Here is a 23,605-nt window from a genome sequence, read left to right on the forward strand (position 1 = left end):
GTGGGGTTAGCGGCGGCCCGGCTGCGGTAGCAACCGGGTCATCAAGGCTTCAAGTGCCATGAGTTGATTAACGTTGGCAGCCAGACGGCTACGCGTCTGATTGATCGCGTCAAGCTGTGCTAATGATTTCTCGGTGTTTTGTCCGCGAGCGTAGTTTTCAAGTTTTTCGCGAAGATGTTCGTTGATCAACTCAATACCGGTGCCAAGCTGAATGCTCAATACGTCACGGAAAAACGTAGTTAAGTCGGTCAACGTTCGGTCCAGCGCATCAAAACTGGCACGTCGAGCAAAGCGCTTAGCGTCCTCTTCCAAGGACTTAAACTGGCTACGCAACCCTGGGGGAATGGTCTCTTCAGGACCAATTCCGTTGGCGTGACGAAGCTGTTCAGTTTTGCGTTGCAGATCGGTGCCGGTGATATTTTCGGCACGCTCGGTGGCAAGCTTGGAGATTTCCGCGGCAGCGGCCATTGCCTGAGGCAGGGTGGTGGTGCGCAACGGTAGGGTGACTACCTTTTCGCGCTGGATGCGGGCCTGCTCGTCCCGAGCCAACAACCGGGCAACACCAATATGCGACTGCGAAACCCTGGCGGCAAACATGGCTTGTTGCTCATCGAGCCCATCGCGGCGCACCAAAAGATCCGCCACATCTTGGGTTGAAGGAACGGAAAGGTTCACCGCACGGCAACGCGACCTGATGGTCACCAGTACGTCAGCCGGGGACGGAGCGCAGAGGATCCAGATCATCCGTGCTGGAGGCTCTTCGATGGCCTTAAGCAGGACGTTGGTGCTTCGTTCAGACATACGATCGGCATCTTCGATGATGATGATTCGCCAGCGTCCGGTGCTAGTGCTTTCCTGCGCCCGGGTGATCAGGTGACGGACATCGGCGATCTGGTACTCGAACTTGTCCGTAGAAATAAAGGACACGTCCGGGTGTCCCGAAGACTGCACTAGTTTGCAGCTTTCGCACTCACCACAACCAGCAGGGCTGTTCGTGCACTGCAGCGCAGCGGCAAAGGCGCGAGCGGCGGTGGTACGGCCTGACCCGGGAGGGCCAGTGACTAGCCAAGCGTGGGTGGGATTACCTCGGTCAACTTCGGCGGTAAGGGTCTGAATAACCCGCTGCTGCCCGGCGAGATCTGCAAATACCGGCCGACTCACAACAGGCTCGCTAAGTACGTGGTGATAGCAAGGTGCAGCTCTTCGACGGTACCGGTGGCATCTAGTACCAGGTAACGATCTGGTTCGCGAGCAGCCAAGTCCAAGAAGGCGTTGCGGATGCGTTCGTGGAAGTCGTCGGGCTCAGCTTCCAGACGGTCCGCGGCCTCCACACCACCACCGGCAGCGACCCGTCGAGCACGACCGTCAGCGGCAGAAATATCCAAAATGATCGTCACATCGGGCTTAAGCCCGTTGGTAGCAAAGTCATTAATCTGGGCCACGGCCTCAAAGCCAAGAGCTCGGCCCATTCCCTGATAAGCCAAGGAAGAATCAACAAAACGGTCGCAAATAACGTGGCTGCCGGCAGTTAGCGCCGGGGTGATCAGCTGTTGTACGTGGGCGGCACGGGCCGCCGAATAAATCAGTGCCTCGGTGCGAGAATCGATCTCACCGTGGCCATGTTCGAGTACCAAAGAGCGCAGTGACTCGCTAATTTGGGTTCCACCTGGCTCACGGGTGGTGATGACCTTTGACCCTCGGGCTTCAAGCCATTGCTGGGCCATGGCCACCTGCGTGGACTTGCCCGCTCCGTCGCCACCTTCAAATACGATGAACAGCCCAGGGGTCGGCGCGCTCGATTTGTTACTCACCCCTCTAGCCTATCCAAGGTCAAGCCAATCATTGACATGCGCCCACATGCTGTGGACGGTAAATCTCGAAATGTAATGAAACCGATCCGTGGACGTGCCCGTGCTGAGCGTAAAGTTTTTCTCATGAACTTCAGCAGCACGCCATCAGCATCCCGCCCAGCGTGGGACCCAAAGACCCTCATCGTTGCAGGTGGCCGACCGGCTCACGCCGTTGACGCCCCGGTGAATTACCCGGTGACTTTCACCTCCACGTATCACTCCCAGGGTCTGGCTGCTGCTGACGAACGTGTCTACGCACGATTCTCCAACCCGAGCTGGGATCCCTTTGAAGAAGTATTGGGTCAGCTGGAAGCTGCCGCGCGACCGGCTCTGGTTTTCTCTTCGGGTATGGCCGCGATCGCTGCCGCCTTGAACTTGGTTCCAGCCGGGGGAGTGCTGGTTATGCCAAAGCACTCCTATAACGGTTCGCTGGCGTTAACCTCCGAGCTGGAGGCCGCTGGTCGTTTGATCGTCCGCCCGGTAGACATCGCCGATACCGACGAGGTCATCGCCGCGCTGGAAGGCGCGCACGTGCTCTGGGTTGAATCGCCGACCAACCCTATGCTTGAAGTTGCAGACCTCCCGGTACTTCTTGCAGAAACCAAGGCGCGTGGAATCTTGTCCATCGTGGACAATACTTTTGCCACCCCGCTATTGCAGCAGCCGTTGACCCAAGGGGCCGATGTAGTAGTCCACTCGGTGACCAAGTACCTCTCGGGCCACTCCGATGTCATCATGGGTGCGGTAGTCACCAGTGATGAAAAGCTGCACAACACCGTGCACGGTTACCGAACCCTGCACGGGTCTATCGCTTCACCGATGGATACCTTCTTAGCCTTGCGTGGTGTGCGCACCATGGCGGTGCGTCTGGATCGTTCACAGAGTAACAGCCAGATCCTTGCCGAACGTTTGAGCGAACACCCCAACGTTCAAGCCGTGCGTTACCCCGGACTTAAACAAGACCCGGGGCACCAACGCGCAGCAAAACTTATGAGTGGCTTTGGTGCGGTCATCGCCTTCCAAGTCGGTGGCAGCGCTGACGGCGCCGACAAGGTCATCGGTGCATTTAAGCTGATCACCGGCGCAACATCGCTGGGCGGGGTGGAGACCCTGGCTGAACGTCGGGCCCGGCACGCCTCAGAACCGGTGAGTGTTCCAGAAAACCTGATCCGACTTTCGGTGGGTATCGAAGATGTTGAGGACCTCTGGGCTGATCTTTCGCAGGCGCTGGAACAGCTCTGAGGTGTGGCAGTGCCCAAAATCGACAAAGGCCAAAGGTAGAGTGAAGGTATGTCAATGATGTTTGTCGCTCAAAGCATTGAGCAGTACCTGATGTTGGCCCTGAGCGTAGTTATTTTAGTCCTTGCGCTGTGGGCGCTCATCGATTGCCTAGGCCAAGGTACACAGCGCTTTGCCCAAGAAGGCAAACGAACCAAGGGCTTCTGGACCGGGCTGACCATCGCCAGCGTCGTAGTTTCCTTGCTTGGCGTTTTCAGCGCTGGCGGAATCGGTTTCCTTCAGCTCATCGGTGCCTGCATTGCGTGTGTTTACCTTGCCGATGTAAAGCCTGCCGTGAGTGGCAAAGGCGGCGGCTGGTACAACTACTAGAGCCAGCTGAGTAACCAAAGATTTTTGAAGACCCGTACCCCGTCAAAACGGTGGTGCGGGTCTTCTCAATTATTGAGTAGTCCTTAACCTTGGCGCATCCGGGTACCAGTATTGGCTAGGATAGATTGTATGAGTCACACTTTGATCTTGCTTCGCCACGGGCAGAGCGAATGGAACGAAAAGAATCTATTCACCGGTTGGTACGACGTATCACTGACCGAACAGGGCCGCGCTGAAGCTTCGCGCGGTGGCGAACTACTTGCAGAAGCAGGGTACAAGCCAGAGGTACTGCATACCTCGTTGCTCACCCGCGCAATTGTCACCGCTAACCTCGCGTTGGAAGCTGCTGGCCGTTCCTGGATCCCAGTGAACCGCGACTGGCGCCTGAACGAGCGTCACTACGGTGCGCTGCAGGGTAAGGACAAGGCTCAGACCTTGGCAGAATACGGTGAAGAGCAGTTCATGGAATGGCGTCGTAGCTACGACACCCCACCACCAGTACTTGATGATTCCTCGGAATTCAGCCAGATCAACGATGAGCGTTATGCCGATCTGGGCGATAACGCTCCGCGGACCGAATGCCTCAAGGATGTTCTTGACCGCATGCTTCCTTACTGGGAAGAAAACATCAAGGCTGATCTGAGCGCTGGCAAGACCGTCATGGTCACCGCACACGGCAACTCGCTGCGCGCGCTGGTTAAGCACTTGGACGGCATTAGCGATGCGGATATCGCTGGGCTGAACATCCCAACCGGTATCCCATTGGTTTATGAGTTGGACGACAACTTCAAGCCGGTCACCGCTGGAGGAACCTACCTCGATCCTGCAGCAGCAGCTGACGCCATCAAGGCAGTCGCGAACCAGGGTCGCAAGTAAAACGCACTTTTCGGCGGCACCGAAACTCAAGGGCTTAGGCTTTTGAACTTCGGTGCCGCCGTTCTGACTTTAAGATCGGCAAGAGGTGCGGAACAACGGCTGTGAGCGAAACAACTGCACACGATTGTATTTTTGGCATTAGTATGCTGTAATCTCCTATTTCGAATAGGCTCAATGGCTCACGTTAGGAATGCAATTCGTGGCAACTGATTACGATGAAGTCCGCCCAGACGTTGCTGAGGCACGTAAGGCTTCTCTGGATGCGGTTAAGTCCGCAAACGCACCGGACGCAAAGTCCGTGGTGCGCGAGCTCGACGAAGCCGATCACACTGATGGAATGGATCTGCCAGGTGCAGATTTGTCCAACGAGGAATTGACGGTCACCGTCATTCCACAGAAAGAGGACGAGTTCATTTGTGGCTCGTGCTTCTTAATTCGCCACCGCTCCCAGCTGGTACGCGAAGAAGGCAACGTAGGTTTCTGCGTAGAGTGCGAAGGCTAAAAGCCGCTCTACGCTGGCGCTAATAATGCGCCGGAATGCTAAAGGCAGCCCACCAATTGGTGGGCTGCCTTCGCTTTTAGGCAAATACGCTGTTTAGGCGTCGGACGGATCCCATTCGCCGGTCACCAGGTAGGTGACCTTGCGGGCCACGGAGACACCATGATCGCCGAAGCGCTCTAGATAGCGGCTGGTCAACGAAACATCCACGGTGGTTGGTGCGGTGGCGTCCCAATCATCGGCAGCAATCTGCGTGAAGACGCTGGAGTGCAAACGGTCCACCTCATGGTTCAGCTCAATAATCTTGGCCGCAATGGCCAAATCACGAGTATCAAGAAGCGTGGCAACTTCCTTGGCGATCTGAATATCAATCGCAGCCATCTGAGCAAAGGTTGCAGAAATCTTCTCTGGGATCGCTGGCTGTGGGAAGCGCAAGCGGGCTAGCTGAGCCAAGTGGCGTGCGAGGTCACCCATGCGCTCAAGCGAAGCGCTCATTCGCAGCGAGCCGACGATCATGCGTAGATCGCTGGCTACCGGTCCCTGAAGTGCGAGGGTATCGATGGCACGTTCATCTAGTTGGTTCTGGAGGAAATCAATTTTCGCGTCAGCCGCGATGACTTCCTGGGCTAGATCCACATCGGCATTGGCCAACGAATCCCATGCGTGATCCATAGCGGTAGCGACCTGATTGGCCATCTCAATGAGTTCTTCGCCGATTTGTTGTAGATCTGCCTGAAAAACCTTGCGCATAGCAGTTCCTTTCGAGTGTCGGTCCCATGCCAATCGGTGGCCTGCATGCACGGGCCAACCGCCCCAAAACAGATTTATGGCATGGTGGAGGGTCTTACTCCACCCTGTCAGCGGGTGATTAACGAATATGCCACTAAACGTGAACGTTTGGTGAACAGCGCGCCGATTTGGCCAAAATTGCGTCATTTAGGCGGGAAGGAACCCATAGGTGAAGTTAGGCTAAAAGGGTGAACGATGTGATCTCGACTCTGATAGCCGGTGTCCTCGGTCTTGCCCTAGGAATCGTTGGCGTGATCGCTTTTCGAATTTCCCAACGCAGGACCGCTAGGCTGCCGCAGGTTGACGAGCCTGCACTCCCAGAAGGTGCAGCTGCCGTCTTGTCCGTCATTGGTCGCGCCTTCGTGATCTTGGACGACGTAGATGGCGTTGTGCGGGCCAATCCTGCCTCCTACGCCTATGGGCTGGTGCGCGGGCACACCCTCGTGCACAATGAGCTTCTGGCCTTGGTACGCCAGGTGCGTGCAGACGGCGTGATTGCCGAAAGCCAATATGAATTACAACGCTCCACGCTCGGCGCCGGTCAGCTGATCGTCCATGTGCGAGTGGCCCCACTGGGCGATGAATATATTTTGCTGCTGGCCGATGACCGCACCGAAATCACCCGCACTGAAGCCATGCGAAATGACTTTGTGGCTAACGTATCCCACGAACTGAAAACTCCGGTCGGAGCTATTTCCCTGCTTTCCGAAGCAATCTCCGAAGCAGCAGATGATCCGACCGCGGTGCTTCGATTCTCCACTCGGATGCACAAGGAATCACGCAGGCTTGCCGCGCTGGTCCAGGACATCATTGAGCTCTCCCGGCTTCAGGCCAGCGATGCAATTGTGCAGGGCAAGGAAGTGAACATCGACAGTGTGGTGGCCGAGGCCGTGGACCGCAGCCACCTATTGGCCGAAGAGAAGGGCATCGACATTACCGTCGGCGGCCATCTGAGCGAACCAATTCTTGGCGACCCGGACCTGCTGATGACCGCGGTGCGCAACTTGATCGACAACGCGATTCGCTACTCGCCAGAAAACACCAAAGTGGGCGTTGGTATCCGCCAGCGTGATGGCTACGCGCAGATCTCGGTCACCGACCAAGGCCCAGGCATTTCGGCCGAGGAACAAGAGCGAGTCTTCGAGCGCTTCTACCGCGTCGACTCGGCCCGCTCACGACAAACCGGCGGTACCGGCCTGGGGCTGAGCATCGTCAAGCACGTGCTGGCCAACCATGGCGGCGAAGTATCGCTGTGGTCGCAGCCCGGCCATGGCTCCACATTTACCCTTAGACTTCCCCTAGCGGATGAAGAACCGGCCAGATCTAATGCTCTTGCCGATGAGATGATGAAGGAACAAGCAGTCGAGGCTCGAACCTCAGACCGCAAAGGAGGACGACGATGACCCGCATATTGATCGTAGAGGATGAGGAATCGCTCTCTGACCCGCTGTCTTTCCTCTTGGAACGCGAAGGATTCGAAGTACGAATCGCTGATGACGGACTGGTCGCCGTCACTGAATTTGAACGCCACGGCGCCGATCTGGTGCTGCTGGATTTGATGTTGCCGGGCCAACCGGGCACCGAGGTGATTCGCCAGATTCGCCTGAACTCTCAGGTTCCGGTCATCATGCTCACCGCCAAGGATTCGGAAATCGACAAGGTGGTTGGCCTGGAGCTCGGCGCCGATGACTATGTCACCAAGCCATACTCATCGCGAGAATTACTCGCACGCATCCGTGCGGTACTTCGCCGTCAGGGCGAGGCCGAAGAACTGATCAGCAATGTGGTGACCGCTGGACCGGTGCGCATGGATGTGGAACGGCACATGGTCTCGGTGGATAACACCGAGGTATCGATGCCGCTCAAGGAATTTGAATTGCTAGAAATGCTCCTGCGCAATGCCGGGCGCGTGCTTACCCGTGGCCAGCTGATCGACCGCGTGTGGGGTAGCGACTACGTGGGGGATACCAAGACGTTGGATGTCCACGTGAAGCGTCTTCGTTCAAAGATCGAGCCAGATCCTGCCACGCCAGAGCATCTGGTGACGGTGCGAGGTTTGGGCTACAAGTTCGTGGTCTAGCACTGCTCACCCCGCGCGTAACCGCTTAAAGCGAAAGGGCCTCGGGAAAGAATCCATAGATTCTTTCCCGAGGCCCTTTATCGTTGGTGCTTAGTGCTCCGAGGTCGCGTGGCTCTCGGTTGCCTTCAGGTGTTCGGTTACCTTTGCATCGGAACCGCCTGGTACGAAGTCACGGTATTCGGCAAGGGTGCCGTCTACGACTGGGACGCTGAAGTCCACGGTGTCTCCGTTGGAAGTGAAGGTAGTCTCGGCATGCTCGCCGGCTTTGACACCAAGGCCAGAAATGACCTTCTGGTTAGCGTCATCTTCTAGCTTCAGGGACTTGTCGGTTGGAACCGAGATGGTCACTGGCGTAGCGCTAGCGGCTTTGACGGACAGGGTCAGAGCAGAATCGCTGTCGTTGACCACGGTGCCGATCAGGCGGGCTTTGCTGCCATCGCTGTTGGTAACGAACATCAGGTTACGAACCTGTGCTTTGGCGACGTCGACGTTGATGCCATCGCTGGCAGCGTAGTCGGTGTTGGTGGCCTGCTCGTTGATGGCGCCACAGCTGGTGACACCGAATGCCAGGGCAGCCACAGCGAGGGACGCGGCAATGCGACGTCCAGCGGTCATGCGTGCGGTGATCACGACACTAACTCCTCGGTGAGAATAATGAGTTGCTTCGGTTCATGGTCTACCGAATCGACTCCACCTAGGGTGAGGAGCAACTCGCGAAAAAGACCACGATTACCTCTAAGCCTAGCTGTTTTTCACACAAAGACGCGATTTAGCGACGTGCAACACACGCTTTTCGACAAGAAGTAGAGAACCAAGTTTGGGATAAGAGGTATGGAACTTCGATCGCCGTACTCTCTTCCTACCATGTTTCTCTTGCGAATGGAAGAGGTGATTCCCCGTGAATTCGCGGTTATATCGGGCACAAACGCAAGTTCGTCGAGAGCAAACATGTTAGACTAGTCAATGGGAAAGGGGTTTATCCACATGGTTTTTGAGGTTGGCGAGACTGTTGTCTACCCGCATCACGGCGCGGCAATGATCGAAGAGATCAAAATGCGCAAGATCAAGGGCGAAGAGAAAATGTATCTCAAGCTCAAGGTGGCTCAGGGTGACTTGACCATCGAAGTTCCAGCAGAGAACGTTGATCTTGTTGGCGTACGTGACGTGGTAGGTCAGGAAGGCTTGGACCATGTGTTCGATGTCCTTCGTGCTGAATTTACCGAAGAGCCGACCAACTGGTCGCGCCGCTACAAGGCAAATGTCGAGAAGCTAGCTTCCGGTGATGTCATCAAGGTTGCCGAGGTCGTTCGTGACCTATGGCGTCGAGAAAATGATCGTGGTCTGTCCGCTGGCGAAAAGCGCATGCTGGCTAAGGCTCGTCAGGTATTGATCAGCGAATTGGCTCTGGCCAAGGACCTGGATGAGACCAAGGCCGAAGGCCTGTTGGATGAGGTTTTGGCTTCGGCTTAAACAAAACTCCTACGCGCATCTTGCCGTGAAACATTTAAACGTTTCACGGCTGTTGCCGTTAAAGCCCCAATGAAGCGCCGATCCACGCGATAAGCTGAGCGGTGTGAAGCAAACACCATCGCATCCTTCGAGCTTGATCTTGGTCGCAGCCGGCATGGGCACACGGCTAGGCGCCGGCATGCCAAAAGCACTGGTTCAAGTAGCCGGCAAATCTTTGGCGGAACATGCCATCGACCGGATCCTGCAAGTGGCGCAGATTAACGAAATCATCGTGGTTACCCCACCAGATGATCAGCGCATGCAATCAGCACTCGCGGGTTATGGAAGCAAACTTCGCACCGTGCCCGGGGGAGCAAGCCGAGCAGACTCGGTGCGCCGCGGCCTTCAACTGGTCAGCGATGAGGCAGCCACCATTCTTGTTCACGATGCCGCCCGAGCCTTCGCGCCGGTGGAACTGTATCAACGTGTGCTTCAAGCGCTGGAAGCGCCCGAGACAAAGGCCGTGATCCCTGCCTTGGCAGTGACCGACACAATCTCTGTTGTTGCCCAACAAGACGGTCATGGCCCCGAATTTATCGAGCAGACTCCCGCACGCTCCACCTTGCGCGCGGTGCAAACGCCCCAGGGATTTGACGCAGAGGTACTGCGCGCAGCTCATGCTCAACTTGATCACTACACCGAAGCCGAGCTGGAGAAAGTCACCGACGACGCTTCGATCGTGCGCGCTTACGGAACAACTGTTCAGGTGGTGGCCGGTGAACAACAGGCCCTGAAAGTCACGCACCCAGAAGATCTAGAAGTGGTCAGCAAACTGGTTACGCCAACAACGCCCGCACTTCACATTGCAAGGGAAGCCATGGATCTGCCACGTATCGGAAATGGTATCGATGTCCACGCGGTCAGCGATGACCCGTCCCGACCCATGTGGTTGGCGGGCCTGCACTTCCCAGATGACATTGGGCTCTCCGGTCACTCAGATGGGGACGCGGTAGCCCACGCAGCCTGCGATGCACTGTTCTCGGCAGCGGGAATCGGAGACTTAGGAACCCACTTTGGGGTGGATCGACCGGAATTTGCTGGGGCCAGTGGTGTGAGCCTGATTGCAGAAGCAGCCCGCTTGGTGCGCGAAGCAGGGTTTGAAATTGGCAACATTGCCGTGCAGTTTGTGGGGCGCCGACCACGCTTTGCAGCACGTCGTGAGGAAGCAAGCCAAGTGCTCAGCGCTGCGGTAGGAGCCCCGGTCAGCGTCATTGCAACCACCAGCGACGGCCTGGGTTACGAGGGTGAAGGCACCGGGTTGACCGCCTACGCCACCGCGCTGGTCTACCCCAGATAGGACGGCGCTGGGTCGGCTTGGTTGACGGGCCATATCACCGAGCGCATCACAAGTGAAATACAAAGGCTGCATCCATCGGATAACCTTAACGACGTGAGCCTGCGATTCTATGACACCAAAACAGCATCTGTACGTGACTTCCAGCCGTTAAACGACGGCGAAGTCAAGCTGTACTACTGTGGCGCCACCGTGCAAGGAATGCCGCACGTGGGCCATGTTCGTAGCGCTATCGTTTTTGATGTTTTGGTCCGCTGGCTTGAATACCGTGGCTTCGCAGTAACCACGGTGCGCAACGTGACCGACATCGACGACAAGATCTTGGAAAAATCGGCGAAGTCTTTTGCCGAGGATTTCCAGGCCGATGAGTACTACCAGCCGCGCGAAGAATGGTTCGCTCTGGCCTACCGCTTTGAACAAGAATTTGCCCGCGCGTACCAAGCGTTGGGTGTACGTCGTCCGACCTATGAGCCACGCGCCACCGGGCACATCACCGAAATGCACGAGCTGATCGCCACGTTGATCGAGCGCGGACATGCTTACCCGGCAACCGATGACTCCGGGGACGTCTATTTTAATGTGCGCTCCTTTGCCCCCTACGGTGCGCTGACCCGCCAGAACATCAACGACATGCAGGGGGCTACCGACGCTGACCCACGAGGCAAAAAAGATGCTCGCGACTTTGCCCTGTGGAAGGGCCATAAGGAGTCCGACCCAGCTACCGCATCCTGGCCAAGCCCATGGGGACGCGGTCGTCCCGGCTGGCACCTAGAGTGCTCGGCGATGGCCGGCAAGTACCTCGGCACCGAATTCGACATCCACGGCGGGGGATTGGACCTACGATTCCCGCACCATGAGAACGAGATGGCGCAGTCCAACGCGGCCGGTCACGGTTTTGCGAACTTCTGGATGCACAACGGCATGGTCACCTACGAGGGTGAAAAGATGTCCAAGTCGATCGGCAACACCATCTCGCCCGAAGAAATGCTGGCCCTGGCCGACGCCCGCGTGGTGCGCTACTTCCTTGGGCAAGCACAGTACCGTTCCATGCTGGACTACCGTCCGGATTCGCTGGCTGAAGCACGGGCCGCGGTGGAACGGATCGATACTTTCATCTCCAATGCACAGTATCGTTTGGGCGCTGGCGCCGATTCGATTCAGGCTACGCAAGTGCCAACGGCCTTTGGCGCCGCAATGGATGATGACCTCAACGTTCCCATGGCATTAGCCGCACTGCACGAAGCGGTTCGTCAGGGCAACGCATCCCTAGAAGCCCACGACAATGCAGCGACCGAGCAAGCGCTCGGACAGGTGTTGGCCATGACCCAGGTTCTGGGCTTAGACGATGCAGGGAACACCAAAAACTCGCAGGCAAGCGCGGAGCACGAAGCATTGGATCAGTTGATCCAGTCGCAGCTGGCAGAACGTGCGCAGGCTCGCGCGGCCAAGGACTGGTCACGCTCGGATGCTATCCGTGACGCATTGGCCTCCGCTGGCATCATCGTTGCTGACTCAGCAGACGGTGCCCGCTGGACATTAGACAACTAGCCGTTTCAACGGCTGAACCAAAACTCAACTTTAAGGACAAACACCATGAGCAAAAAGGGCCCAACCAAGGGTAGTGGCGGCAAGGGACGCAGTTCCCTAGAGGGTCGCGGCCCAACTCCCAAGGCCGAAGACCGTCCGTACCACAAGGCGTACCGAAGCAAGCAGCTTGCTGAGCGTTCGGCCGCTAAGCGCTCCACGGCCAAGCGCACCGACCGCATCAAGGTCAACGCAGAATTTGTCACCGGTCGAAACTCTGTTGTTGAAGCACTGCGCGCTGGCATCCCGGTCAAGGCACTGCACGTGGCGATCCGCATCGAGGTTGATGACCGCGTGCGCGAATCGCTCAAGCTTGCTGCAGCTCAGGGCATTCCCTTGATGGAAGCTTCAAAGCCAGAGCTTGATCGCATGACCGACGGCGCGATCCACCAGGGCATGGCCCTGCAGATCCCTGCCTACGAGTACAAGGACGCCGTTCAGTTGGCAACCAAAACCATCAAGGATTACGACCGTGGCTACACCACGTCGCAGCCACTGTTGCTGGCCTTGGATGGCATCACCGACCCACGTAACCTCGGTGCGATCGTTCGTTCGGCTTCGGCCTTCGGCGCCGACGGTGTCATCATTCCGGAACGCCGAAGTGTTGGCATGACTGCCTCCGCTTGGAAGACCAGTGCGGGTGCTGCAGTTCGCGTACCAGTAGCTAAGTGCACTAATTTGACCAGCGCACTGAAGGAAATCAAGGCCGCTGGTATCTTCGTGATCGGCCTTGACGCCGGCGGAGATATGGATCTGCCTAACTTCGAGTTAGCCACCGGCCCACTGTGCATCGTTGTTGGTTCTGAGGGGAAGGGTCTTTCACGACTGGTCCGCGAGAACTGCGACGCAATCGTTTCCATCCCGATCGATTCGGCCATGGAGTCGTTGAACGCTTCGATGGCCGTAGGCATCTCGCTTTACGAGGTCTCTCGCTTGCGCAAGGCACAAGCGAAGTAGCCTGCCACGATCCTCAATGGGTTGTCACTTGTCCAGGACAAGTGACAACCCATTTTGTGTAGGGTGACCCGCTTCATAACAACAAATTTCAGTTGTTTTTGAGCAGAGTTCACCTCGGAGAGCTCTAAAAGCGCGAAATGTCGGCGTTTTTGGGTCCTAAATGGGTTGTACTGGCCGATTTTGCGCCGGGCGGGAATCCGTGTAGAGTCTTATCTCGCGCCGCTGATCCGGACGGGCCGAAAAGGTCTGAAAGAAACAGTGGGGTAAACAAGCTGGAAACATCGAGTTGACTTTGGTTGACGCGGTGGTAAGCTTGAAAAGTTGCTCCGGAGCGAAGCAGTCACTGAGAAGTGGTGGTTGTGGTGTCGAGAGTGTTTGTTGTTTGAGAACTCAATAGTGTGCCAAGTTTGTTGATACCGAATATTTATTTTATTTGGTGAATACATAACATTTGCTTGAGGCATTGCACCCCCGTGTGATGTTCTTGAGTGTTTTTTATTCGCCAGGACTTCATTGGTTTCGCCCTTATTTTCCGAGGGGTTGCTGATGGCTTTTTATTTTTTTATGGAGAGTTTGATCCTGGCTCAGGATGAACGCTGGCGGCGTGCTTAACACATGCAAGTCGAACGATGACCCCGTGCTTGCACGGGTGATTAGTGGCGAACGGGTGAGTAACACGTGAGTAACCTGCCCCCGACTTTGGGATAAGCCCGGGAAACTGGGTCTAATACCGGATATGACTTCTTACCGCATGGTGGGTTGTTGAAAGATTTATCGGTGGGGGATGGACTCGCGGCCTATCAGCTTGTTGGTGAGGTAATGGCTCACCAAGGCGACGACGGGTAGCCGGCCTGAGAGGGTGACCGGCCACACTGGGACTGAGACACGGCCCAGACTCCTACGGGAGGCAGCAGTGGGGAATATTGCACAATGGGCGAAAGCCTGATGCAGCGACGCCGCGTGAGGGATGACGGCCTTCGGGTTGTAAACCTCTTTCAGTAGGGAAGAAGCGAAAGTGACGGTACCTGCAGAAGAAGCGCCGGCTAACTACGTGCCAGCAGCCGCGGTAATACGTAGGGCGCAAGCGTTATCCGGATTTATTGGGCGTAAAGAGCTCGTAGGCGGTTTGTCGCGTCTGCCGTGAAAGTCCGAGGCTCAACCTCGGATCTGCGGTGGGTACGGGCAGACTAGAGTGATGTAGGGGAGACTGGAATTCCTGGTGTAGCGGTGAAATGCGCAGATATCAGGAGGAACACCGATGGCGAAGGCAGGTCTCTGGGCATTTACTGACGCTGAGGAGCGAAAGCATGGGGAGCGAACAGGATTAGATACCCTGGTAGTCCATGCCGTAAACGTTGGGCACTAGGTGTGGGGGACATTCCACGTTTTCCGCGCCGTAGCTAACGCATTAAGTGCCCCGCCTGGGGAGTACGGCCGCAAGGCTAAAACTCAAAGGAATTGACGGGGGCCCGCACAAGCGGCGGAGCATGCGGATTAATTCGATGCAACGCGAAGAACCTTACCAAGGCTTGACATGTGCCAGACCGCCTCAGAGATGGGGTTTCCCTTCGGGGCTGGTTCACAGGTGGTGCATGGTTGTCGTCAGCTCGTGTCGTGAGATGTTGGGTTAAGTCCCGCAACGAGCGCAACCCTCGTTCCATGTTGCCAGCACGTAGTGGTGGGGACTCATGGGAGACTGCCGGGGTCAACTCGGAGGAAGGTGGGGATGACGTCAAATCATCATGCCCCTTATGTCTTGGGCTTCACGCATGCTACAATGGCCGGTACAATGGGTTGCGATACTGTGAGGTGGAGCTAATCCCTAAAAGCCGGTCTCAGTTCGGATTGGGGTCTGCAACTCGACCCCATGAAGTCGGAGTCGCTAGTAATCGCAGATCAGCAACGCTGCGGTGAATACGTTCCCGGGCCTTGTACACACCGCCCGTCAAGTCACGAAAGTTGGTAACACCCGAAGCCGATGGCCTAACCACCTTGTGTGGGGGGAGTCGTCGAAGGTGGGACTGGCGATTGGGACTAAGTCGTAACAAGGTAGCCGTACCGGAAGGTGCGGCTGGATCACCTCCTTTCTAAGGAGCTAACCATTATTATGGTTGCCCATGTCTGTGCACGAGTGTTGTACGGGTGGGTTGCTCATGGGTGGAATATCAATGAACTCAATACTGGAAAACGTGTGCACGCTGGTCCTCATTATGAGTGGTTGGGGTGTGTGTCGGGGTATTGGCTGTGGCTGTATGGTGTTGGTGCTTGCGAGTACGCATTGTTACTTCACATGAATGAATCCGTCCTTTTGGGTGGGTTTGTTGGTGTGTGGTGGTGGTGTTGGAATGTGGGTGTTGATGGTGTGTGGTTTGTATGGTTTGGCATGCTGTTGGGTTTTGAGGCAACAAGCCTCCGTCCCTGGTGGATGATTTGATCAAGTGTTGCGGTGCTGGCCTTTTGGGGTTGGTGTTGTGATGGTTGGTTGATTGTCTTCTTGGGTGGCGGGGTTCTTGGTGTTTCGGTGTTTGTCCTGTGTTTGCTGCAGGCATGCTCGGTACGAGCAATGGTCCTTTTGGGTTGTTGTTGGTGGGTGTGTTTGTGGGGGTGTGGGGTTGTTGTTTGGGAACTGTATAGTGAACGCGAGCATCTTGCAGATGAGATGAGTCTTATGACCCTTTTTCCTTGGGTTGTGGGGTGTTTGAGTCTTGTCTGTGTGATTTTGTTAGATTGTTTTATTGCTCAATTCTGAGAACTTTGTTTTGTGTTGAAGTTTTTAAGGGCGCACGGTGGATGCCTTGGCATCAAGAGCCGATGAAGGACGTGGGAATCTGCGATAAGCCTGGTGGAGTCGATAACCGGACGTTGAGACCAGGATTTCCGAATGGGGGAACCCCGCACCATGTTATGTGGTGTGACCTGCAGCTGAATGTATAGGCTGTGTGGAGGGAACGCGGGGAAGTGAAACATCTCAGTACCCGCAGGAAGAGAAAACAATAGTGATTCCGTTAGTAGTGGCGAGCGAACGCGGATGGGGCTAAACCGGTTGGTGTGTGATAGCGGATAGGCGTTGCATCATCGGGGTTGTGGGGTTGACATGTACCAGCGCTATCTTGCTGGTGGGATGAGGTGCAGGCGTATAGGTGAATCGGTTGGAATGCCGGACCATAGAGGGTGATAGTCCCGTAGGTGTAATGCGTGTCTGCCGTTCTAGTGTTGATACCCGAGTAGCACGGGGCCCGTGAAACCTTGTGTGAATCTGCCAGGACCACCTGGTAAGCCTGAATACTACTTGATGACCGATAGTGAATCAGTACCGTGAGGGAATGGTGAAAAGTACCCCGGGAGGGGAGTGAAATAGTACCTGAAACCGTGCGCTTACAATCCGTTAGAGCCTGGGACTTGTTCCTGGGTGATGGCGTGCCTTTTGAAGAATGAGCCTGCGAGTTAGTGTTACGTCGCGAGGTTAACCCGTGTGGGGAAGCCGTAGCGAAAGCGAGTCTGAATAGGGCGTTTGAGTGGCGTGATCTAGACCCGAAGCGAAGTGATCTACCCATGGCCAGGTTGAAGCGCGTGTAAGAGCGTGTGGAGGACCGAACCCACTTCAGTTGAAAATGGAGGGGATGAGCTGTGGGTAGGGGTGAAAGGCCAATCAAACTTCGTGATAGCTGGTTCTCCCCGAAATGCATTTAGGTGCAGCGTTACGTGTTTCTTACCGGAGGTAGAGCTACTGGATAGCTAATGGGCCCTACAAGGTTACTGACGTTAGCCAAACTCCGAATGCCGGTAAGTGAGAGCGTAGCAGTGAGACTGTGGGGGATAAGCTTCATAGTCGAGAGGGAAACAGCCCAGAACGCCAACTAAGGCCCCTAAGCGTGTGCTAAGTGGGAAAGGATGTGGAGTTGCTTTGACAACCAGGAGGTTGGCTTAGAAGCAGCCACCCTTGAAAGAGTGCGTAATAGCTCACTGGTCAAGTGATTCCGCGCCGATAATGTAGCGGGGCTCAAGCACACCGCCGAAGTTGCGTCATTCAAATATTTGCTTGGTCTTCGGATTGGGCGTTTGGATGGGTAGGGGAGCGTCGTATAGCGGGTGAAGTCGCGGTGTAAACCAGCGGTGGACGCTATACGAGTGAGAATGCAGGCATGAGTAGCGAATGACGGGTGAGAAACCCGTCCGCCGAATGATCAAGGGTTCCAGGGTTAAGCTAATCTGCCCTGGGTTAGTCGGGGCCTAAGGCGAGGCCGACAGGCGTAGTCGATGGATAACGGGTTGATATTCCCGTACCGGCGAAGGACCGCCCATACTGAGCTGTTGATGCTAACCATGATGGATTCCAATTGTTGATGCCTTCGGGTGTTTTTGTTGGTTGATGTGGTGGGAACCGATGCAGTGAGGTCAGCGTATTAACAGGTGTGACGCAGGAAGGTAGCCGAGCCAGGCAATGGAATTGACCTGGTCCAAGGGTGTAGGACGAGTCGTAGGTAAATCCGCGGTTCATGATGTCTGAGACCTGATAGGCGCCCACTTTGGTGGGTGATTCGGTGATCCTATGCTGCCTAGAAAAGCATCGGCGCGAGGTCCCAGCCGCCCGTACCCCAAACCGACACAGGTGATCAGGTAGAGAATACTAAGGCGATCGAGAGAATCATGGTTAAGGAACTCGGCAAAATGCCCCCGTAACTTCGGAAGAAGGGGGGCCTGCCCCGTGATCAGCTCTTGCAGTTGTGAGCGGGTGTGGGCCGCAGAGACCAGGGGGAAGCGACTGTTTACTAAAAACACAGGTCCGTGCGAAGTCGCAAGACGATGTATACGGACTGACTCCTGCCCGGTGCTGGAAGGTTAAGAGGACCGGTTAGCAACTTGTTGCGAAGCTGAGAATTTAAGCCCCAGTAAACGGCGGTGGTAACTATAACCATCCTAAGGTAGCGAAATTCCTTGTCGGGTAAGTTCCGACCTGCACGAATGGAGTAACGACTTCCCCGCTGTCTCAACCATGAACTCGGCGAAATTGCAGTACGAGTAAAGATGCTCGTTACGCGCAGCAGGACGGAAAGACCCCGAGACCTTTACTATAGTTTGGTATTGGTGTTCGGTGCAGCTTGTGTAGGATAGGTGGGAGACTGTGAAGCTTGGACGCTAGTTCAGGTGGAGTCATCGTTGAAATACCACTCTGGCTGTACCGGTCACCTAACTTCGGACCATGATCTGGTTCAGGGACAGTGCCTGATGGGTAGTTTAACTGGGGCGGTTGCCTCCTAAAATGTAACGGAGGCGCCCAAAGGTTCCCTCAGCCTGGTTGGCAATCAGGTGTCGAGTGTAAGTGCACAAGGGAGCTTGACTGTGAGAGTGACAGCTCGAGCAGGGACGAAAGTCGGGACTAGTGATCCGGCGGCACCTCGTGGAAGGGCCGTCGCTCAACGGATAAAAGGTACCTCGGGGATAACAGGCTGATCTTGCCCAAGAGTCCATATCGACGGCATGGTTTGGCACCTCGATGTCGGCTCGTCGCATCCTGGGGCTGGAGTAGGTCCCAAGGGTTGGGCTGTTCGCCCATTAAAGCGGTACGCGAGCTGGGTTTAGAACGTCGTGAGACAGTTCGGTCCCTATCCGCTGCGCGCGTTGGAAATTTGAGAAGGGCTGTCCTTAGTACGAGAGGACCGGGACGGACTAACCTCTGGTGTGTCAGTTGTACTGCCAAGTGCATCGCTGATTAGCTACGTTGGGAAGGGATAACCGCTGAAAGCATCTAAGCGGGAAGCCTGCTTCGAGATGAGATTTCCATGCACCTTGAGTGTGTGAGGCCCCCAGCTAGACCACTGGGTTGATAGGCAGGATGTGGAAGCAAGGACTAAAGACTTGTGTAGCTGACCTGTACTAATAGGCCGATGACTTTCAACACACAATATATACAATAATGACTAATAAGATCATTGCTGTTCGCGTTCACTATGCGGTTACGAGACAACAACTCGACAACCGAAACTAAACATGAGACTTGACAAGTAGTTTTTGTCGCATCGTTTCATACAACACCAGAAAATTGGTTTGTGTGCTTCGTGATTGTTACGGCGGTCATAGCGTGGGGGAAACGCCCGGTCCCATACCGAACCCGGAAGCTAAGGCCCACTGCGCCGATGGTACTGCACTCGTGAGGGTGTGGGAGAGTAGGTCACCGCCGGACTTAACTTAATAAAGATGAATGTTGGTTTGAGGCCCTAACCTTTTGGTTGGGGCCTCACCTGTTTAACCACCAACGGTGGGTTGGTTGCTGATTGTCGGCCGCTGATTGCTGGTTGGTAGGGGGTTGAGCTGAAGCTCGACCCCCTTTTTTCCTGTTTAAAGAACTGGTGACGGCTTCCGGCTACAGCAGCCGACGAGGCTGAGGGGCCGGCAGGTTCAAGGAACCACAGGTCTATTGCAAATGGCGGCTAGTTGACCGGTGCCAGGAAGCAGACGACAGATTTTCCACTCGGTTCCATGAGTGCGCAGCGATTTGCTTTCATCGCGTACGTAACCAGAATGTATGTCTCAATGGATTGATGTCCTGGACTTTCGACAACGGCTAATGCTGACACGTCCAGTCACGAACTTAACGAGCAATTGTCTTTGGCCGTAGCCTCTGGGTAGGTTAGAAACCCCCCACTGCTATGGAGACAATGATGTCTGATGTTCAAACGAAATTGATCGAGATGCTACAAACAGCGTTGCCTCCAGGCTTGGTAGTTCTGGACGATGCAGCGCTGCTTGAGAATTCAAGAGACTTCGGACAGCTAGCAGTACAACCAACATTGCCACTAGTCGTTGTTTTCCCTACGGAAGTTTCACACGTTCAGGATGTGATGCGTGTAGCGACAGAGTTGCGCGTTCCAGTCATCAGCCGTGGTGCTGGTACTGGTGTCTCGGGAGGCGTTCATGTTCGTGGGGATGCCATAATTCTGAACCTGGCTCGGATGAACAAGATTATCGAAGTCCGTCCCGACGATGAAGTGGCCATCGTTGAACCTGGTGTTATCAACCATGAACTGAATTCTGCTGTTGAGCAGTTCGGACTGATGTATGCTCCAGATCCAGCGAGTTACAAGATGTCGACCTTAGGTGGCAACATTGCAACGAATGCTGGCGGTTTGCGGTGCGCTAAGTATGGGGTAACCCGAGACTCGGTTCTTTCCTTAGATATCGTGCTCTCAGACGGACGCCTGATTCGGGTAGGCAAGAATACTTTCAAAGGTGTAGCCGGATATGATCTAACGGCTCTATTCACTGGTTCCGAAGGAACCCTTGGAGTTGTAGTGCGGGCAGTTCTCAGATTGCGCTATCTTCCCGTGGATGAACGCGACATCTCGCTGCTCTTTCCAACTCTCGAGGAGGCGGTTCATGGTGTCCAACTCATTGCACGCGCACGGATTCAGCCGGCGATTCTTGAACTGGTAGACAATTCGACTCTTCGAGTACTAGATAAGCAGTATTCAACTGACTATGCGAAGGCCGGCGGGGCGATGGTGCTCGCCCGGCTAGATGGCTACGGTGCTATCCGCGAGGAGGATGCGATCCGTAAGGTGTTCCACGGAAACAACGTCGAGTTGAGCCTTTCGGGTGCGGAGGTAGCTACCAAGCTAATTGAGATGCGTCGAACTAGTCGAGGCGATACTAAGGATGATGCCTACCGTACCGGCGAGGATGTCGCCATTCCAAAGAGCAAGATGGTCGAGTACGTGCACAGATTACAAGCCGTTGCACAGGCCGAACATGTAGATATGCGCATGATTTCTCATGTTGGTGATGGCAATCTGCACCCTACTTTTTCCGTAGACCCCGACGAGGGGGAAAATCCGTTGGAACGTCTTGAACGTGCAGTTGAGAGCTCCGTTCGAATTGCTCTCGAACTTGGCGGCACCATTACCGGTGAGCATGGCATCGGCTTGATCAAGAAAGACTGGCTTCCGTGGGAACAGTCTGCTGAGGTTATCCAGCTACAACGATCGATCAAGGCGCTGTTGGATCCATTGAATATTCTCAATCCAGGCAAGGGGATTTAGTCGCAGTCCTCGATCGAGAATTAGGAGTATATACACCTAGTTTGAACCGCTGAATTGATTATGTGTCCAGGATGCTCGAGGTGTAGAGTAAAAACGATCTTGATCACGGGATATGGCGCAGTTTGGTAGCGCGCGTCGTTCGGGACGACGAGGTCGCAGGTTCAAATCCTGTTATCCCGACTAAAGGCAAGATTGTGGGACCCAGTTCAGTTGAACTGGGTCCCACTGCTCTAGAACGGTGGATCGTCGAGCGAGTGAGCCGCGGATGAAACGGTGGCGCAGGGTAAGTGACAAGCCAACGAGCTGCAGATCACTCGAGGTTGGCCCCCTCAGAATGTGCGTTCGTGGAAGTTTTTAGGTATAGTTATATCTCGTGCTAAGGCATTCGTTGTTGGCAGGTCTTCCTGATCAACCAACGAAGACTAAAGCACATTGGGATATGGTGTAATTGGCAACACAGCAGTTTCTGGTTCTGTCGTTCTAGGTTCGAGTCCTGGTATCCCAGCGCTTCACCAAAGCAATTTGGTGAGTTGAAGATGCGTCTTCAGCATACGGCCCCATCGTATAGCGGCCTAGTACTCCGCCCTCTCACGGCGGCAACACGGGTTCGAATCCCGTTGGGGTCACATATCAAATATCGCAGAGCAGATGCTCTGCGATATTTTTGTTTAAGCACTGACGGTTGAGGCATCGGTAACGGGGCCTATAGCCCGACCCAAGGGCCAGATTGGGCGTCTGGCCCGGTAAATCAATGGAGCTACGCTGCCGGTGTAAGCCGTAGAACATGTGTTCGTCGTGTTATTCCTAGTGGTTATATGTTTTAGGTGCTTTCTGTACACCTTTTTGGCACTTAATCAGCCCTTTGGGAAATTGATCCCCACCGTATGGTGCCCCGGCAATGCAGCGCCGCATGAAGGCAACGATGTCGGACACTGATGTGTTTGGCGCTCGTATATAGGTGAAAGCAGACCGGTAGTTCCACCGCAGTCTAGTAGCGGCGAGATGTTTGTCCGGAGAAGCTGAATTTCCTGTGGAAGGCTAGAACGTCGCTAACGTTTATGGCTTGTATCGATGGCAGTGGCTGCCCCCAAGCGGAGCCTCCGTTCATCTTTGAAACGCGGAGGGCCTCGCTACGGGAAAGCTAATACTCTGAGGGGTTTCAGAATCGAAGATACATATCCTGCGTCTAGAGCTTTGCAGCAGAGTGGAAACTATTGCGCCAGATATAGGGTGAAGCGAAGAATGACGACCTTTGCTCCCCAGATTTGTTCTCCTCCCCAGATTCGTTCTCGCTGGCTGTTGCTGAAGAATCAGAATTGTAGATTCGTTGCCCCAGGGCTCTTGCCGTTGATAGCTTGCGCCGTAAGCCGTAAGCCGTAAGCCGTAAGCCGTAAGCCGTAAGCCGTAAGCCGTAAGCCGTAAGCCGTAAGCCGTAAGCCGTAAGCCGTAAGCCGTAAGCCGTAAGCCGTAAGCCGTAAGCACTGAAGTGGATCCATACAGGAAAAGTCTGGCGCATAGTTGTCGAGACAGACATCCTGTCTCTGACTCGTTGTCGTGTAAGAACCCTTAGGCACGTGGCACTCTTTTTATGATTACGCTAAGTCGCTGCGCTAGAGAGTATGTGTTTCTCAAGCAGCGGTAAGTGACTCAAGATTGGCTTGACAGGATTTGCGGAACCAATCAGCCAGTTTGTTGCAGTAGAGAATCTAACTTCAATGGAGTCCTGCTGTTCTAAGTCTGCTTCAACTTCGTTGGGGCAGACCCTCTTACCCAGAAGCACTTGTGGCGCCATGCTCGGGCCGTCGGGTCTATCGGATCGGGCCGCGCTAAGCCGGCGTTTTATGAGTATGGCTAGATCAGATATTCCAGCGGTCGGCCAACCGACAGGTACGCACGTTCTACTCGCTCGGAATTGAATTGATGTGTACGGACCGTAATGCCAGCAGCTGCTGAGACAAGTTGGCCACCGGTGAGCACCACTGTGTGTAGCCCAACTGTCGATGATGGAGCAGGAGCCAGTTGATCCTGATGTCCGCTAAAGAACCGCGCATGTCACTAAACGAGCTCTGCGGCAACGAATTAACATCAACTTCTGCTTTTTAGGGATGCCCCTGGTTTGTAGTGAGAGACCATGAGCGAATGAAGCTTCAGCCGTGTTCGCTTTACGTCGACTGCTAGAGGCCGGCTAATAATGACGATCTTTGCGTGCAGTGGCACAAGCTGATGTAGGCACATTTTGCTTCGAAGAAGTATCAAGGGCGGGCAAGTTCGGGTGCGTCAGAAACGGGCACGAACGGATGTAACCACAGTCACCTTAAAAACAAGCCATCCGATTTGTAACCTCTCGGATTCCCGTGTATAGTTTTTATCTGTCGCCGCAACGAGGTTAGCTTCAAAGCTGGTACCGATTCGGGCGACAATCACTCAGAAAAAGCTCAAGTATTTTTGAGCGTCTAATTTCTGAAAAAATATAACGCTGGACGATAACATAATCCAATTATGGATTTATGGAGAACCGGTAAG

16 protein-coding genes, 3 tRNA genes and 3 rRNA genes are annotated in these 23,605 nt (G+C 54.9%); 18 read left to right on the forward strand and 4 right to left on the reverse strand.

The window, feature by feature from the left end:
- Positions 1 to 6 precede the first annotated feature (6 nt).
- Positions 7 to 1,161 carry a DNA polymerase III subunit delta' gene (locus tag AC1Z3F_RS16330; RefSeq protein ID WP_262198445.1) on the reverse strand — a complete coding sequence of 385 codons (1,155 nt, stop codon included), beginning with the start codon at positions 1,159 to 1,161 and terminating at the stop codon, positions 7 to 9.
- Positions 1,158 to 1,811 carry a dTMP kinase gene (gene tmk / locus AC1Z3F_RS16335; protein ID WP_131090399.1) on the reverse strand — a complete coding sequence of 218 codons (654 nt, stop codon included), beginning with the start codon at positions 1,809 to 1,811 and terminating at the stop codon, positions 1,158 to 1,160. The genes AC1Z3F_RS16330 and tmk overlap by 4 nt, the downstream gene beginning before the upstream one ends.
- A 123-nt stretch (positions 1,812 to 1,934) precedes the next feature.
- Here tmk and AC1Z3F_RS16340 point away from each other — a divergent pair, with 123 nt between their 5' ends.
- The 4 genes from AC1Z3F_RS16340 (at position 1,935) to AC1Z3F_RS16355 (ending at position 4,836) form a co-directional block, all read left to right on the forward strand.
- On the forward strand, positions 1,935 to 3,092 hold the full coding sequence (locus AC1Z3F_RS16340) for a trans-sulfuration enzyme family protein (RefSeq protein ID WP_444612725.1): 1,158 nt from the start codon (positions 1,935 to 1,937) through the stop codon (positions 3,090 to 3,092).
- 54 nt (positions 3,093 to 3,146) lie between these two features.
- Positions 3,147 to 3,458: a DUF2516 family protein gene (locus AC1Z3F_RS16345; RefSeq protein WP_262198443.1), complete on the forward strand. Its 312-nt coding sequence runs from the start codon at positions 3,147 to 3,149 to the stop codon at positions 3,456 to 3,458.
- Between the two features lie 129 nt (positions 3,459 to 3,587).
- Positions 3,588 to 4,334 (forward strand): phosphoglyceromutase, encoded by a 747-nt coding sequence (locus tag AC1Z3F_RS16350; RefSeq protein WP_131090396.1) that lies wholly within the window; start codon positions 3,588 to 3,590, stop codon positions 4,332 to 4,334.
- A gap of 199 nt (positions 4,335 to 4,533) precedes the next feature.
- Complete coding sequence (locus AC1Z3F_RS16355) at positions 4,534 to 4,836, forward strand: DUF4193 domain-containing protein (protein WP_131090395.1); 303 nt, start codon at positions 4,534 to 4,536, stop codon at positions 4,834 to 4,836.
- 93 nt (positions 4,837 to 4,929) lie between these two features.
- Here the strand turns inward: AC1Z3F_RS16355 and phoU are convergent, their stop codons facing one another.
- Positions 4,930 to 5,583, reverse strand: a complete 654-nt coding sequence (gene phoU, locus AC1Z3F_RS16360) for a phosphate signaling complex protein PhoU (RefSeq protein ID WP_131090394.1) — start codon at positions 5,581 to 5,583, stop codon at positions 4,930 to 4,932.
- Positions 5,584 to 5,810: 227 nt separating this feature from the next.
- Between phoU and AC1Z3F_RS16365 the strand changes: the two genes are divergently transcribed.
- Positions 5,811 to 7,025, forward strand: coding sequence for a sensor histidine kinase (locus AC1Z3F_RS16365; RefSeq protein ID WP_396268099.1), 1,215 nt, complete (start codon positions 5,811 to 5,813; stop codon positions 7,023 to 7,025).
- Positions 7,022 to 7,702 carry a response regulator transcription factor gene (locus AC1Z3F_RS16370; protein ID WP_131090393.1) on the forward strand — a complete coding sequence of 227 codons (681 nt, stop codon included), beginning with the start codon at positions 7,022 to 7,024 and terminating at the stop codon, positions 7,700 to 7,702. Before AC1Z3F_RS16365 ends, AC1Z3F_RS16370 begins: the two co-directional genes overlap by 4 nt.
- 90 nt (positions 7,703 to 7,792) lie before the next feature.
- Here the strand turns inward: AC1Z3F_RS16370 and AC1Z3F_RS16375 are convergent, their stop codons facing one another.
- Entirely contained in the window at positions 7,793 to 8,332 is a 540-nt protein-coding gene (locus AC1Z3F_RS16375) for a DNA modification methylase (protein WP_131090392.1), read from the reverse strand.
- Between the two features lie 354 nt (positions 8,333 to 8,686).
- Here AC1Z3F_RS16375 and AC1Z3F_RS16380 point away from each other — a divergent pair, with 354 nt between their 5' ends.
- From AC1Z3F_RS16380 to AC1Z3F_RS16435, 12 genes are all read left to right on the forward strand, one after another.
- Positions 8,687 to 9,172 carry a CarD family transcriptional regulator gene (locus tag AC1Z3F_RS16380; protein WP_022877089.1) on the forward strand — a complete coding sequence of 162 codons (486 nt, stop codon included), beginning with the start codon at positions 8,687 to 8,689 and terminating at the stop codon, positions 9,170 to 9,172.
- 103 nt (positions 9,173 to 9,275) lie between these two features.
- A complete protein-coding gene (gene ispD, locus AC1Z3F_RS16385; RefSeq protein ID WP_444612727.1) occupies positions 9,276 to 10,508 on the forward strand; it encodes a 2-C-methyl-D-erythritol 4-phosphate cytidylyltransferase in 1,233 nt (410 codons plus the stop codon).
- Positions 10,509 to 10,601: 93 nt separating this feature from the next.
- Complete coding sequence (cysS, locus tag AC1Z3F_RS16390) at positions 10,602 to 12,053, forward strand: cysteine--tRNA ligase (protein ID WP_262198437.1); 1,452 nt, start codon at positions 10,602 to 10,604, stop codon at positions 12,051 to 12,053.
- 45 nt (positions 12,054 to 12,098) lie between these two features.
- Positions 12,099 to 13,046 carry a 23S rRNA (guanosine(2251)-2'-O)-methyltransferase RlmB gene (gene rlmB / locus AC1Z3F_RS16395; protein ID WP_131090389.1) on the forward strand — a complete coding sequence of 316 codons (948 nt, stop codon included), beginning with the start codon at positions 12,099 to 12,101 and terminating at the stop codon, positions 13,044 to 13,046.
- A gap of 561 nt (positions 13,047 to 13,607) precedes the next feature.
- A 16S ribosomal RNA gene (locus tag AC1Z3F_RS16400) occupies positions 13,608 to 15,133 on the forward strand.
- 20 nt (positions 15,134 to 15,153) lie between these two features.
- The gene (locus tag AC1Z3F_RS16405) at positions 15,154 to 15,480 is read left to right on the forward strand and encodes a hypothetical protein (protein ID WP_262198064.1); all 327 of its coding nucleotides are present in this window, start codon (positions 15,154 to 15,156) and stop codon (positions 15,478 to 15,480) included.
- Positions 15,481 to 15,809: 329 nt separating this feature from the next.
- A 23S ribosomal RNA gene (locus AC1Z3F_RS16410) occupies positions 15,810 to 18,945 on the forward strand.
- 165 nt (positions 18,946 to 19,110) lie between these two features.
- A 5S ribosomal RNA gene (rrf, locus tag AC1Z3F_RS16415) occupies positions 19,111 to 19,227 on the forward strand.
- Together the 16S, 23S and 5S rRNA genes form the textbook arrangement of a ribosomal RNA operon.
- 466 nt (positions 19,228 to 19,693) lie before the next feature.
- Entirely contained in the window at positions 19,694 to 21,082 is a 1,389-nt protein-coding gene (locus tag AC1Z3F_RS16420) for an FAD-binding oxidoreductase (RefSeq protein ID WP_483566231.1), read from the forward strand.
- Between the two features lie 106 nt (positions 21,083 to 21,188).
- Positions 21,189 to 21,262, forward strand: a tRNA-Pro gene (locus AC1Z3F_RS16425).
- Between the two features lie 253 nt (positions 21,263 to 21,515).
- Positions 21,516 to 21,587: transfer RNA gene (locus tag AC1Z3F_RS16430), tRNA-Gln, on the forward strand.
- A 48-nt stretch (positions 21,588 to 21,635) separates the two neighbouring features.
- Positions 21,636 to 21,708, forward strand: a tRNA-Glu gene (locus AC1Z3F_RS16435).
- The last annotated feature ends 1,897 nt before the right edge of the window (positions 21,709 to 23,605 follow it).

The organism is Glutamicibacter sp. MOO4 (genome assembly GCF_056934395.1).